Raw genomic sequence first — 12,770 nt, 5'->3', positions numbered from 1 at the left:
GAGGCGTTTTTTTAGATTTGGCCTTCTTCCGCCCGGACGGTCTGTTTGAGCGGGAAGAGTTCAAAATGGGACAGTGTTGCTCCGGCCCCCGTTGCACTCAGGCGCAGCCGGTCCAGAGGGGTGGCGGGAAAGAGTAATGCCGACCCCGTTTGCTGACCGTTATTGACGAAGACTTCCACCGAACATTTATCCAGAACAATATGCAGCGTGATTTTACGCTGGTCCGGCGTGAGGGCTGCGGAAAAGCTGTTTGTAAAAAACGGGTGCGAAAAGCCTTTGAGTTTGCCTCGGTCCAGCCAGAGCTGGGCAGTAAAGGCATCAAACCCGATGGAGAGCGTTTCCTCATTACTATTGAGGAAATTGAGGACAAAGCGGCCACTTCGACCTTTGTCTCCCGGCGGCAGGCCTGCGGGCTGGGCATCAATTTCCACACTCATCCGCACTTCATGCGCGGCAGAGGCGGGCAGGGGTGTCTCCCAGCTACTCCCGGCGTCCATGCGTGAGGGAGGCGTTGCGTCCGACGCTGTGCCGCGGAGTGGGGTCAGGTCTTCAGGCTGCTGGATCAGTTTGAGCCGCTGTGTTGTATCCGGTTCCAGACTGACCCGGCGTGGAAGAGACATCACACCACGCCAGGAATTGGCGGGTGTTTCCTGGCAATATTGCCAGTTGTTCAGCCAGCCAATGGACACCGGATTGCCCGAGGGCACATTGGTGAAAAATTGCAGTGCATAAAAATCTTTTGCGAAATCGACAAATTCTGTGGTGTCAGACTCCGGCACAAACCGGGTGCCATCAAATGTCCCGACAAAATACTGCGTGGCACTCCCGCCCTGTGGTGCGCCGGGGTTGATGGACACAAACAGAACCCACGCCGTCTTGCCACCTTCTATGGGGACTTCCACAAGGTTGGGGCATTCATAATCCACTCCGGTAATACCGGAAGGCCCAAAGCGGCTGAGTTCGGTCCATTGCAGGAGATTGCTGGAGCCAAAGAATGCAATCTGGTGATCGCGGGAGAGGGCGACGCACATAATCCAGCGTTGTGTTGGCGCATGGAAAAAGACCTGCGGGTCCCGGAAGGAAGAAAGCTGCAAGTCCAGAACCGGGTTGTGGGCATACTCTGTGAAGGTGAGCCCGCTATCCGTGCTCCATGCCAGATACTGGCTCTGGCGCTCGGGTGCTGCGCGGGTATAGAGCGCAACAAGTCCTCCGGTGCCTTGTGGAAACAAGCCGGACGTGTTGTGAGCATCCATGACGGCGCTGCCTGAAAAGGCTTCCCCGGCAGGTGTCTGATCAATCGCAACCGGCTGATCCTGCCAGTGATACAGGTCCGGGCTGGTGGCATGGCCCCAATGGACGCGGCCGGCATAGGGCGCAAAGGGGTCAAACTGATAATAGAGATGCCATTGCGTGCCATCATGAACCAGACCGTTCGGGTCGTTCATAAAGCCGATGCGGGGCGAGAAATGGATGGCAGGCCGGTATTCCGCATCACTGAGTGTGGTGCCGGGCGTGGGCGTAATGCCGCCCGGGCGGTCTGCAGGTTCTGGATGGGAGGCTTCGGGTTCCGTCTTGCCCCGGCGCAGTGGGCTTCCCCCTTCAGTGGGGTCTGCTGCGGCAGCGGGTTTGGCGGTGAACAGGCTGAGAATGCTCTGTGTGGCGGCAGCAAAAAGGCCAGCGGTGCGGCGGCGTGTCAGCATGGTCTGGTCTTTCTCCGTCTGGCCTGAGGAAACAGGAAGCCCTGTTTGCAAGGCCAGAACAGAGGAGAGAAGGCCGTCAGGCCCTGAAAATAGGGCCCTGTTTCACTTAGGCGTTAAAAAGTCAGTTTTCTGGTTGCGGTGAGGGGTGACGGAATTCCATCACCAGTTCAAGGTCATAATGAGCAGACAGCGCTTCGGTTGCCGTACGGGATGTGTTGTGAACCCGATAGCGGCACAGAATTTCCGGCAGGTAGCCGGGGCTGAGGTCGCAATCAATGAATTTCAGCCAGAAATCATAATCTTCCCAGCCTTCTTCAATGTGGCAGAACCCGCCAACGCGTTCCCACGCATCCTTACGGATGAGGGCCATCACGTCCACGTAGTTGTTTTTCTTCATCCGGGTGGCATCCCAGATATCGGCGTGGCCAATACCCTTGCGGTCACCAAATTCTTCAATCTGGGTATAAACCGCCGGGAAGCGACCCTTGATGAGCGCCGTATAAGTTTTTTCCAGCGCTTTGGGGTAGATCGTATTGTCTGCATCCATGATGAAGACAGCCTCGCCCAGGGCATTTTCAAACGCGACGTTACGGGAGAAAGACGGTCCCTGATTGCGCTTGTTTTGGATCAGCGTAGCCCGGTAGAAGCGCTGCTGGTTTTCTTCCATCCATTCGGTGATGACTTCGATTGAATCATCGCGTTCAGACAGATCATCTACCACCACAAGGTCAATATTCTCGTGCGTCTGGTCAACAATAGAGTCCAGACACTCACAGATAACCTTGGCATAGTTGAAGTTGGTGACACAAACTGTAATCAGGTCTTTGGGTTTTCTGCTCTTTTTCTTGAAAGAAAACTCAATGTTGCCAGCAGGGGCCCACGGCTTCAGGACGCTCATTTCAGGTTGCTCCACACGGAAGAAATATAGTTTTTCAGATCCAGATTTTTAGAATTGAAGATGTCTTCGTTCTGCAGAACCTCGAAAATATTCTTCTGGATTCTGGCGGCTTCCTTCTGACCATCTTCCGTACGGATCAGCCATTCAATCAGATTGGGCATGTGGCGCGGTGTTTCGGTCAGATAATGCTCACCGCTCTTGTAAAGAGGATGCGGGAAGCATTCTTCTGTCACGATGATGGAGCCGGATGCCATGCCTTGTTTGACAATACGATGCCACTCAAAGAAGCAGTTGTCGTCACGATGCACATTAAGAGAAATTTTTGAATTCTCGGAAACGTAGCGCGGCATACGGGAGAGAATATCGTACAGACCGGAGCTCGGGATGGGACCATCAGCTTTCCGATAGTACAGGAAGTTCTGATAATCGGCGAGAAACGCTGCGGCTTTGGAGAAGAATTTTTCTCGCTTGCGGGACGCGTTCCCGAAGAAGCTAACGTCAATGCTCCGCTCATTGATAGGCGTGAACGGGGAAGAGGCCTTCTGCGCAGGCTCAGGCAGCACACGGAACAGCGGGTGTTTCTTGTCAGCCGCTGAGAGTTCGCAGGCTTCAATTTTTACCGGCGGATCAAAGTGGAAGACGTTCAACCCAACATCGGAGAAGGATTTCAGGTTCTGGTAACACAGGTCCATCACGCCGGCGGACATCATGATGTAGATGATCCCACGGGTGAACCACAGAGTTTGCGGCTGTTCTGTATTGAACATGATAGACCGCTTGATGATTTCGTCTTTTTTCCAGTTTTCATTGCCGGAAAGGAAGAAAAATTCATGAGGCGCACAGAAGATGCACAGTTCGGGAGCGTCTTCTTCCGGTGTATCTTCAGTCATGACACGGGAATTCAGCCCGCTGTTTCTGAGATACTCATCAAGGCATTCAGCCAGTTCCTTGATGAAGGAATTGCCTTCGGAATGGTAGAAAACGCCAACGGTCTTGGGCAGAGCTTTGCTGGTGTCTTTTTTAGAGATTTTATAATCGATGTCGTGTTTACATTCTTTCCCAAGAAAGCTGACAATCGACCGTTTAGAAAAAATCTCTCGTCCTTCACCAATCCCGTAAAGCAGGGCGTGGCGGGCCGGTGACATTTTGGCAGAAGAAATATCTGCGTTCATGCGAAGGTAGTCATCAGAGCTGAAAAAAGGATATTTTTTCAGTCTGTTGAGAGCGTTACTGATGGAATCGTAACTATATTCCTGAAGTAAGCCTTTTTCAAAGAAATAAAGATTTTCATTATTGCGTATGTAATGTGCAAACGGGTTTTCGTCTTGGCCAATGACGTTTTTGTAAAGATTGTAGTAGATTTCAGTATTGAAATTTTCGTTTGGGTTTCTGTTTTCCTGCCAGCCGTAAAGAACGTAATGGACAATAGGGTCAAGGCCCGACTGTTTCACATCAGGATTTTCGACAAGATAAAAATCAAGATCAAATTTCTCTGAATCGACAATCGTTTTTATATCTTTTTTATTCCATGCTGTTAAGGCGACCATCACATTTCCCGTTTGTACCGACATTTAACTTTTGAAGTCGCATCACTATACCGCAAAAAATAAGACATGAGAACGGCCAACTTCTTGGCATTATGTTACAAATATGAGGATATATATATTCAAAAAATAAATAAGTTAGAGCTAAGAATGTGCTGTGGAATGGAAATAATTACTAAAAAATAAAAACAAGTAAGGGATCAAAGATAAATATTTTTAGATATTAGATTTCATGGAAATTTTTATAAATTTTTTCGATAACACTACGATTTTCGAAAAATAAATCGATATCGAAATGTTATGAAGGTAAATATTGAGTAAAGATTTTAGTTAGAGTGTAATGATGAACTGTGACTGGAAAGAGTAATATTGCCAGAGGGATATTGGAGTATGCAAAAAGAAAAACGCTTGTCTCTTTTTAAGGGGCAACGTGTCCGATTTTCTCTTTCCTGCTACTGCCTCTACTTTGAAAAATAGTGTAAACCTTCTTAATGCAATGTGGCAGTGAACCGGAAGCGCGTCAGCGCGTCCAATGGGTGAGGAAACACTGCACAAATGTGTTGAGATATCAGAGCGTAACAGGAACAGGGTGATTATGGTGCAACAAAAAGAGCAGGGTATGTCTGCCGCAGAGTTTCTGTTTCCTTCCGATCTGGAGCGAACAGAAAAAAAGATTAACCGGATTTTGCTGGTCGGTTCCTGTCTGACGGCTTTGTATTTTGAGCAGTTCAAGATTCGCCAGCCTGAAATCGCATTTGATTATATTCCGTATAATTTCGTCAGTGTTCTTCCATTCAAGCCGCCCGCGCCGGTTGAGAGTTATGATCTGCAATATGTTCAGATCCCTTTGCGAACCTTGTTGAGCGATCGGGTTATTGAGGGGTTTCACTTCAATGAGCCGGGCTTTGCAGAGAAAATTCTTGAAGATGCGAAAAATCTTCTCGATGTCATGCTCTCCGCTGCCATGGTCTATAATGAATCACATGGCCTTCTGACCTTTGTATCGAATTTCATTGTCCCCCAAATGAGCAGTGCTTCCAGCCTGCGGGGTAAGGGCGGTAGTCGTGATCTGGTGACGATCGTTCACCACCTGAATGATTATCTGAACGAGCGGGTTGAAACCTATAAAAACGCCTATGTGCTGGATGTGGATTCTGTCGCCAGTGCTATTGGTAAGCGCTATGTTCTGGATGACGTCGTCTATTTCTATTCCCACGGCGGGGTGACGTTCCAGGACTGGGATGATTTCGGGGCCATTGCCCGCAATGAACCTATTCCGCCGCTGGAAACGGTTTATCCCATCAAGCGGGATGAGTTTCTGGATGCCGCTTACCGCCAGATTGTGACGTCTTATCGCACAGTCAATCAGGTGGATCAGGTCAAGGCCGTGATCTTTGATCTGGATAATACGCTGTGGCGTGGGCAGCTTGCTGAGCACTATCGCCCGGATGTGCAGCCCTGGCCGCGTACGGATGGCTGGCCACTGGGTGTTTGGGAGGCCATTCATTACCTGCGGGCGCGCGGTATTCTGGTCGCGATTTGCTCAAAAAATGACTACGAGACTGTGAAGCAGAGGTGGGATGATGTGGTTAATCCCAAGTTTGTCTCTCTGGAGGACTTTGCGTCCCTGAAGATTAACTGGCAGCCCAAAGCCGAGAACATTGCGGCGATCTGCAAGGAATTCAACATTAAGCCCAAGAGTGTGGTTTTTGTTGATGATAACCCTGTGGAGCGTGCAGCAGTTGCTTCGGCGTTCCCGGACCTGCGGGTGATGGGCGGCAATCCGTATCTGACGCGGCGTATTCTGTTGTGGTCTGCCGAGACGCAAATTGCACAACTGACGGCAGAATCTGAGCGGCGGGAAGATATGATCCGTGGCCAGATTGTACGGGAAGAAACCCGGTCGGCTATGAGCCGGGAGGAGTTTCTGGCGTCTCTGGAGTGTCGGGTTGCTTTTAAATATATTACGGATACCGCCCAACCCGAATTTGCACGGGCGCTGGAACTGACGAACAAAACCAATCAGTTCAATACGTCAGGTAAGCGGTGGGCCTTTAAGGAGGTTGCAGATTTCCTGAAGGAAGGCGGCCAGCTTCTGGCCTTTACGGTGCAGGACAAGTTTACGGACTATGGATTGGTAGGGGTCTTGTTCCTTAAAAAATCTGAAATTGTTCAGTATATTATGAGCTGCCGCGTGCTGGGGATGGAAGTTGAGGAGTTTGTTGTTGCAGAGGCTGTGGCACTTGTGCGGAAGGCCCACGGCAATGTGCGTGTGACAGCGTCTGTGCATGAATTGCCGGATAATACTCCATGCCGGGATGTGTATCTGCGGGCGGGTTTCCGGGAAGACTGGGTTTCTGAAGGCATCCATTATTATATTCTGGATGAAGGAAAGAATCCTAAAGCAGCGTCTCATATTAAGGCTTTATAATATAGAAAGGTTCTTGGAGCTTTATTTTCTAAATGCCGCATTTCAATGCGGCATTTTTTTTAAGTACAGGATATCAAGAAAACTGTAGAATACGAGTTTCTGTTTTTTATTGGAAAGAGTGTGGTCTATCGCTGAATGAGTGATCGCTAGCGCGCACATGATGATTTTTTTATGCCTGGTTATGAAAATTAAGCGCGCTTTAATCTATTTTGACTGGACAATATCTGAGAAAAATCATTAATAAAAATGCAAATATATTAACGGTGTGAGTTGGCATATGAGTGTGCGTACTAACAAGGTCCAAACCAAGGCGGCCAAGGTAACAAAACCGAAATTGGTAAAGGATCTGAAGGTCGCACGTCGGCCGAGAGCCTCCAGAAAATCTGTGGTGTCTACTCCGGACCCTATTGCGGAAGCACCGAAAACAGAAGAGATGCAGCTGGGCACAGCACAGGATACAGTGCCTTTGCAGAATGAAATTAGCGGAGTAGAGCCGTCCATGCAGGAAAATCAGGAATTTCAGTCTGTCATTTATTTTGATGGGGGCTGGTATCTGGATGTGTATCCCGACGTGCGGGAAGCCGGGATCGATCCGCTGGAACATTTCCTGAATCATGGGTCTCAGGAAGGACGTAGCCCCAATGCTTTGTTTGATAGTCAGGCTTATCTGAGAGCCAACCCGGATGTGGTCGACTTTGAGCGTGGACCGTTTATTCACTACATCTGCTTTGGTTTTCAGGAAAAGCGCCCTCTGCGCTGAGACGCACTCTGCTTATTGCCGCCAGTGACCCGAACAGGCCGTTGAACGCAATCTGAAGAGAGAGAAGAGTGCCGGTGTTATTGTCTTGCAAAAATAGGCAGAGACACCGGTAACTCCTCCAAATCTATATGACCAATTCTATATCAGAGCGGCTACAATCAGCTTGTTTCTTCTGACGGTCACGTCGTCGGGCACGGTCAGTATTGTCCTAGTCCGCTGCCAAATTTATAGCTAAAAATCATTTTTGGTTTAGCTAAAATTCCAAAAAATATCAGCTCTGTCCGGAAACGTCCGGCTGTCCTTTCCTGAGGAAGCCTTTTCGGATTTCGTAACTGGTGATGGCCCATAAAATCAGCTGTTGTGAGCGCGCCTGAAAGACATCTCGCACTCGTAGTCGCAATGCATGCAGGCCGACCGGAGGGAAGGTGGCCCCTCCGGTCTTTCCGTACTAGATATTTATGGCTTGTGCGAACGCGAGGTGTCGCGCGGTTGGGCGTGAGAACTGTTTTCGAGAACATCGTCCGTCAAAAGAATGGATGGTATCGTTGACGGTCCGAGAGATAAATCGGGCTCGGGCGTGCGACGGAAGACTTTCCATCCAATGGTGAGCAAAACAGCCAGAATGGGGATGCAGCAGATGGTCCATGTGCCATTGTGGTAGTCAAACGCCATGAGGACGACGACACCGGCAAAAAAGGCCAGTGTAAGCCATGCGCTGATGGGGGCCCATGGCATGGGGAAGGTGGTAGCGGGCAACTCGCCTTGGTTGATCGCTTTGCGGAGGCGGATCTGGCAGAGAACGATGAAGCTCCATGTGCTCAGAACGCCGAGGGACGCCAGATTCAGCACAATCTCAAAAATCTGGGTGGGCAGAAAATAGTTTAGCACGACGCCGACCAGATAAATGGACACCGTCAGGAGAATGGCGGCGGAGGGTACTGAGCGGGAATTCATATAGGTCAGAAACTTGGGGGCAGAGCCGTCAAGTGCCAGAGCCCGTAGAACACGACCTGTAGAATAGAGGCCGGAATTCAGGCTGGAGAGAGCGGCTGTCAGCACCACAATATTCATGACGGTATCAATGCCCGGCACGCCCAACCGGGTGAAAAACGTGACAAACGGGCTGACGCCAGTCTGGTAGGCCTGCCAGGGCAGTAGCAGGACCAGCAAAGTGACGGTACCCACATAAAACAGACCAATCCGCCAGATGACGGCATTGATGGCTTTGGGCAGAATGTCGGGCACATCTTCGCACTCACCGGCGGCTGTGCCGATCAGCTCAATGGCGGCATAGGCAAACACGACGCCTTGCACAAGCACAAGCGCGGGTATCACACCATGTGGAAATAGGCCCCCATTTTGGGTGATGAGATGCAGGCCGGTGGTTTCCCCGCCAACAGGCACGCGCAGGCCGAGGATCGCGACGCCAATAATGAGAAACAGGCCGAGGGCGACGACTTTAATGAGTGAAAACCAGAATTCCATCTCCCCAAACCAGCGCACGCCGATCATGTTCATGCCGGCGATGAGGATGAGGGCGATCAGGGCAAAAACCCATTGGGGTACAGCGGCAAATGTGCCCCAGAAATGCATGTAGAGGGCTACGGCGGTGATATCGAGAATGCCGGTCATGGCCCAGTTGAAGAACGCCATGGCACCCGCGACAAACGAGGCCTTCGGGCCAAGAAATTCCTGCGCGTAGGAAACAAAGCTGCCACTGGTGGGGCGGTGCATAACCAGTTCCCCAAGGGCGCGCAGCATCAGGAAGGCGAAGATACCGCACACCAGATAGACAAGCGCCAGAGAAGGACCGACCTGCTGCAAGCGCGAGCCTGCGCCAAGAAACAGGCCGGTCCCGATGGCTCCGCCAATGGAGATCATCTGAATTTGTCGCCGACCAAGTCCGCGATGATAGCCTTCGGGCGTCAGAGAAGAGGGGGGTGGCGTGTCGGGCCGGGAGGTGGTGTCAGGCGACATTCAGGCATCCTTGCAGGTACGAAATAATTTGTTTCATAGGCTTTTGTTAAACAGGACGCAAAATGAGAAGGACGTTTGTGTAGGGCTTCTCAGGAGCAAATCATTCCAGAGTGTGCATGAAGAATGACAAATCTCTTGAGCAGTTTTTTAGGAAATTTCTAGAGAAGCCTTCTTTTTTCTCTGTTGCGAAAATTTTGGGTAAAAAGGCTCAAATATCCTAAATACGAAAAGAGTTATCTTTTTGTTATTACAATGTTTCACTTAAAGGTGAGAGAGAAGAGAGAGTTGTTCCGTAGCAGGCGACTCTTCTGTGGATGTGAGCGATGAGACGGTGGTGCCAAGCAGACGCACGGGCCGGGAGAGCGGCAGGAGCGGGCGCAGCAGGAAATGCGCCGTCTCTTCCAGTGCTGTGGCCGAGGGGATTGGGTCTGTAAAGGAATGACTGCGGGTGAGTTGCTGGAAGTTCACGTAGCGCAGCTTTAGTGTGACAGTGCGTCCGGAGGTGTGCCGCTTTGAGCAGGCGTGCCAGACGCTTTGCGCCAGAGTGGTTAGGGCAGGGTAGAGTTCGTCATCGCGGCGCAGATCCCGCTCATAGGTCGTTTCTTTACCAATAGATTTGCGGGGGCGGTGCGGTTCCACGGGGCGCGGGTCTTCCCCGCGGGCAATGCCGTAGTAAAACGTGGCGGCTTTGCCAAAATGGCGGACAAGAATGTCCAGCGTCTGCGTTCGCAGATCGGCACCGGTATAAATGCCCAGAGCGTTCATGCGGGCTGCTGTAGCGGGACCAATTCCGTGAAAACTGCTGACGGGTAGGTCTGCTACAAAAGCCTCTCCCGCACCGGGCGGGATGACAAACTGACCATTGGGTTTGCGATAGTCGGACGCCAGCTTGGCCAGAAATTTGTTGTAGGACACGCCAGCCGATGCGGTCAGACCGGTTTCTGCATGGATGGCGGCCCGAATTTCCTGCGCAATGGCGGTGGCGGAAGGGCGCGGCAGAAGTGGGTCTGTGACATCCAGATAGGCCTCGTCCAGCGAGAGTGGCTGAATAAGAGGCGTATAGCGCGCAAAAACCGCATGGATCTGGGCTGAGACCGCCCGATAGACCTCAAAGCGCGGCGGCACGAAAATCAGTTCCGGGCATTTCCGTTGCGCAACTACGGAGGGCATGGCCGAGCGCACGCCAAATTTTCGGGCCTCATAACTTGCGGCGGCGACCACGCCGCGTTCCTGACTCCGCCCGACGGCTACAGGCCGCCCGCGCAGTTCTGGCGCGTCCCGTTGTTCGACGGACGCATAAAAGGCGTCCATGTCGATGTGAATAATCCGGCGTACAGGCTTCATCATTCCACACAGAATAGCATGGTCTGCTGAACTGCAGGATAAGGGGTGCGTGAAAAAAGCGGGAGCCGGACCACAGCAAAACGCTGCGTCCGGCATGGGGTAGAAGAAATCGGTTCGAGGGAGCTCCGTAAAAACAGGCGCTCCCTCCGAAAGGCTGTGTGTAAGCCGGTGGGTGTCCCGGTTAGTCCAGTGGCACGCTCTGCCGGGGCGAGATTTAGTGCGGCAGAGCAATCGCTTCCGAGGCAGCAGAGGTGCGCCTTAGCGCCTGCGGCCAGCTGACGGGCGTGGAGCTAATATCAAAATCGTGCCAGCGGGTCAGGGAAAGGACTGCGGCTGTTGTGGGGAGTTTACGCGCTGAGGCAACAGGTTTGCTATCAGGTTGCACCGGACCAACGGATGCAGAAACCGGACCGGGCCAGCCCGTGTGGTGAGAGAGCCAGTATCCGGCCCCGGCCAGACAGGCCCCCAGTGTGGTGATGGCATTGGTCAGGCGTCCCAGCAGGTTGGGGAAGGACATCAGCGGTTTGAGCAGCGCATGGACGGTGGTGTCCTGCTCGTTCTGTGCGGCTTCCGTGGCCAGCAGCAGACTGTATTCCGTGGGGGTGATGGCGAGTGCGCTGCCGGAGCGGATGTCCAGCGAGGGCAGTTCCAGCGCGGCCATCTGGGCCAGTGTTTCATGAAACGCATGCGCCACGGCCAGAAAATCCTGCCTAAAGCATGGCAGGAACAGACTGGTGGGCGTGGTGTTGCGGGCATGGGGGCAGCAGGAGGCAGTGCCGGCCAGGCGGCGAATGGTCCAGATAGTCAGCCGTTCGCTGCAGGCAAGGTCTGTCAGGTAAACCGGTGAGCGTGTCATGGCATCATCCTGAAGGGGGCAGCCCTTCGGTCCTCTTTTGCGGTGGTGTTTTGATTTAAATGAGAACAATTCTCATTTGCAAGATAAAAAATGCAGGGGGCTGCCTCCCGCCGCAAACAGGGTGGGTTTTTTCCCTTTTCTTGTCTGGCGGCTTGGGGCAGTACAGAAGCATGTCTCTGCTTGCATCTCTCTCCCTTCCGCTCCTTCGTAAGATGGACCCTGAAACCGCGCACGAGCTGGCGCTGGATGCCCTGCAAATGGGTGTGTCCGTCCCGGTTAATCGCCCGAAGGATGACCCTGCACTGGCCACGCGCACCATGGGGATGCGCTTTTCAAACCCGCTGGGGATTGCCGCCGGGTTTGATAAAAATGCCCGTGTGATTCGTCCGCTGGCCAAACTGGGGTTCGGGTTTGTGGAGGCGGGGACGGTCACGCCGCGCCCGCAGGCAGGTAACCCCAAGCCGCGCCTGTTCCGCCTGACGGAAGACCGCGCCGTTATCAACCGCATGGGCTTTAATAATCAGGGGATTGATCGGTTTGCTGTCCGGCTGGCGCGCCTGCATCGTCCGCTGCCGTCCGGGCGGGGTGCCGGGGCAGGGGTGCCGATTGGCGCAAACCTCGGCATTAACAAGACGGGTGCGGACCCGGAGCGGGATTATCCCGCACTGGTGGCGCGGGTTAAGCCGTATGTGAATTATATTGTGCTGAACGTGTCTTCCCCCAACACGCCGGGCCTGCGCGGCCTGCAGGATTCGGCACGTCTGCGCAGCATTCTGGACGCCATTGCAGAGCGCCACCCGGAACGCCCGCCGTTGCTCGTTAAACTAGCTCCGGATCTGGAAAATGATGCGGTTGGCCCGATTGTGGAAGCTGCCATTGCCGGCGGTGCGCAGGGGCTGATTGTTACCAACACGACGCTGGCGCGGCCTGCCACGCTGCTTAGCCCGAACAAAACGGAAAGCGGTGGTCTTTCTGGCCGTCCGCTGCGCACGCGGGCGACGGAAATGCTGCGTCTGGTGGCAGAGGCTTCTGCTGGCCGGATGGCACTGATTTCCTGCGGTGGCATTGAATCCGGCGCGGATGTGCTGGACCGTATTCGCCTGGGTGCGGATCTCGTGCAGTTCTATGCGGCGTTTTCTTATGAAGGCCCCGCCATTCTCGCCCGCCTGAAGCAGGAAATGCTGGACCGTATGCGCGCGGATGGCGTGGAAACGCTGGCCGATATCCGGGGGGCAGATCTGTAAGATGACGAAAACACAG

Annotated in this window: 9 protein-coding genes; 3 read left to right on the top strand and 6 right to left on the bottom strand. The window is 52.9% G+C overall.

Features of this window, described 5'->3' with window-relative positions:
• Positions 1-11: 11 nt before the first annotated feature.
• From AD930_RS10575 to AD930_RS10565, 3 genes are all read right to left on the bottom strand, one after another.
• Complete coding sequence (locus AD930_RS10575; protein WP_082781836.1) at positions 12-1,700, bottom strand: glycoside hydrolase family 32 protein; 1,689 nt, start codon at positions 1,698-1,700, stop codon at positions 12-14.
• Between the two features lie 121 nt (positions 1,701-1,821).
• Positions 1,822-2,598 carry a glycosyltransferase family 2 protein gene (locus tag AD930_RS10570; protein ID WP_061506185.1) on the bottom strand — a complete coding sequence of 259 codons (777 nt, stop codon included), beginning with the start codon at positions 2,596-2,598 and terminating at the stop codon, positions 1,822-1,824.
• Positions 2,595-3,770 (bottom strand): CgeB family protein, encoded by a 1,176-nt coding sequence (locus tag AD930_RS10565; protein WP_231558244.1) that lies wholly within the window; start codon positions 3,768-3,770, stop codon positions 2,595-2,597. The genes AD930_RS10570 and AD930_RS10565 overlap by 4 nt, the downstream gene beginning before the upstream one ends.
• Before the next feature lie 967 nt (positions 3,771-4,737).
• Between AD930_RS10565 and AD930_RS10560 the strand changes: the two genes are divergently transcribed.
• Together AD930_RS10560 and AD930_RS17435 are read left to right on the top strand one after the other, a co-directional pair.
• Positions 4,738-6,573, top strand: a complete 1,836-nt coding sequence (locus AD930_RS10560) for an HAD-IIIC family phosphatase (RefSeq protein WP_061506184.1) — start codon at positions 4,738-4,740, stop codon at positions 6,571-6,573.
• A gap of 277 nt (positions 6,574-6,850) precedes the next feature.
• The gene (locus AD930_RS17435; protein WP_082781829.1) at positions 6,851-7,333 is read left to right on the top strand and encodes a hypothetical protein; all 483 of its coding nucleotides are present in this window, start codon (positions 6,851-6,853) and stop codon (positions 7,331-7,333) included.
• 456 nt (positions 7,334-7,789) lie between these two features.
• Here the strand turns inward: AD930_RS17435 and AD930_RS10550 are convergent, their stop codons facing one another.
• From AD930_RS10550 to AD930_RS10540, 3 genes are all read right to left on the bottom strand, one after another.
• Positions 7,790-9,310 carry an amino acid permease gene (locus tag AD930_RS10550; protein ID WP_061506183.1) on the bottom strand — a complete coding sequence of 507 codons (1,521 nt, stop codon included), beginning with the start codon at positions 9,308-9,310 and terminating at the stop codon, positions 7,790-7,792.
• Positions 9,311-9,571: 261 nt separating this feature from the next.
• Positions 9,572-10,657, bottom strand: coding sequence for a DNA polymerase IV (gene dinB, locus AD930_RS10545; protein WP_061506182.1), 1,086 nt, complete (start codon positions 10,655-10,657; stop codon positions 9,572-9,574).
• Positions 10,658-10,868: 211 nt separating this feature from the next.
• Entirely contained in the window at positions 10,869-11,510 is a 642-nt protein-coding gene (locus AD930_RS10540; protein WP_061506181.1) for a hypothetical protein, read from the bottom strand.
• Positions 11,511-11,680: 170 nt separating this feature from the next.
• Here AD930_RS10540 and AD930_RS10535 point away from each other — a divergent pair, with 170 nt between their 5' ends.
• The gene (locus tag AD930_RS10535) at positions 11,681-12,754 is read left to right on the top strand and encodes a quinone-dependent dihydroorotate dehydrogenase (RefSeq protein WP_043551407.1); all 1,074 of its coding nucleotides are present in this window, start codon (positions 11,681-11,683) and stop codon (positions 12,752-12,754) included.
• The last annotated feature ends 16 nt before the right edge of the window (positions 12,755-12,770 follow it).

It is taken from the genome of Acetobacter malorum (genome assembly GCF_001580615.1).
In the GTDB taxonomy this organism is placed as follows: domain Bacteria; phylum Pseudomonadota; class Alphaproteobacteria; order Acetobacterales; family Acetobacteraceae; genus Acetobacter; species Acetobacter malorum.
Note: the sequence above shows the minus strand (reverse complement) of the source record. Positions and strands in the feature narration are given on the sequence as shown.

Excerpts from the sequence above, each read along its gene's own strand:
- AD930_RS10575 (WP_082781836.1), bottom strand. The coding sequence starts at position 1,700 with ATGCTGACACGCCGCCGCACCGCTGGCCTTTTTGCTGCCGCCACACAG.
- AD930_RS10570 (WP_061506185.1), bottom strand. The coding sequence starts at position 2,598 with ATGAGCGTCCTGAAGCCGTGGGCCCCTGCTGGCAACATTGAGTTTTCT.
- AD930_RS10565 (WP_231558244.1), bottom strand. The coding sequence starts at position 3,770 with ATGAACGCAGATATTTCTTCTGCCAAAATGTCACCGGCCCGCCACGCC.
- AD930_RS10560 (WP_061506184.1), top strand. The coding sequence starts at position 4,738 with ATGGTGCAACAAAAAGAGCAGGGTATGTCTGCCGCAGAGTTTCTGTTT.
- AD930_RS17435 (WP_082781829.1), top strand. The coding sequence starts at position 6,851 with ATGAGTGTGCGTACTAACAAGGTCCAAACCAAGGCGGCCAAGGTAACA.
- AD930_RS10550 (WP_061506183.1), bottom strand. The coding sequence starts at position 9,310 with ATGTCGCCTGACACCACCTCCCGGCCCGACACGCCACCCCCCTCTTCT.
- dinB (WP_061506182.1), bottom strand. The coding sequence starts at position 10,657 with ATGATGAAGCCTGTACGCCGGATTATTCACATCGACATGGACGCCTTT.
- AD930_RS10540 (WP_061506181.1), bottom strand. The coding sequence starts at position 11,510 with ATGACACGCTCACCGGTTTACCTGACAGACCTTGCCTGCAGCGAACGG.
- AD930_RS10535 (WP_043551407.1), top strand. The coding sequence starts at position 11,681 with ATGTCTCTGCTTGCATCTCTCTCCCTTCCGCTCCTTCGTAAGATGGAC.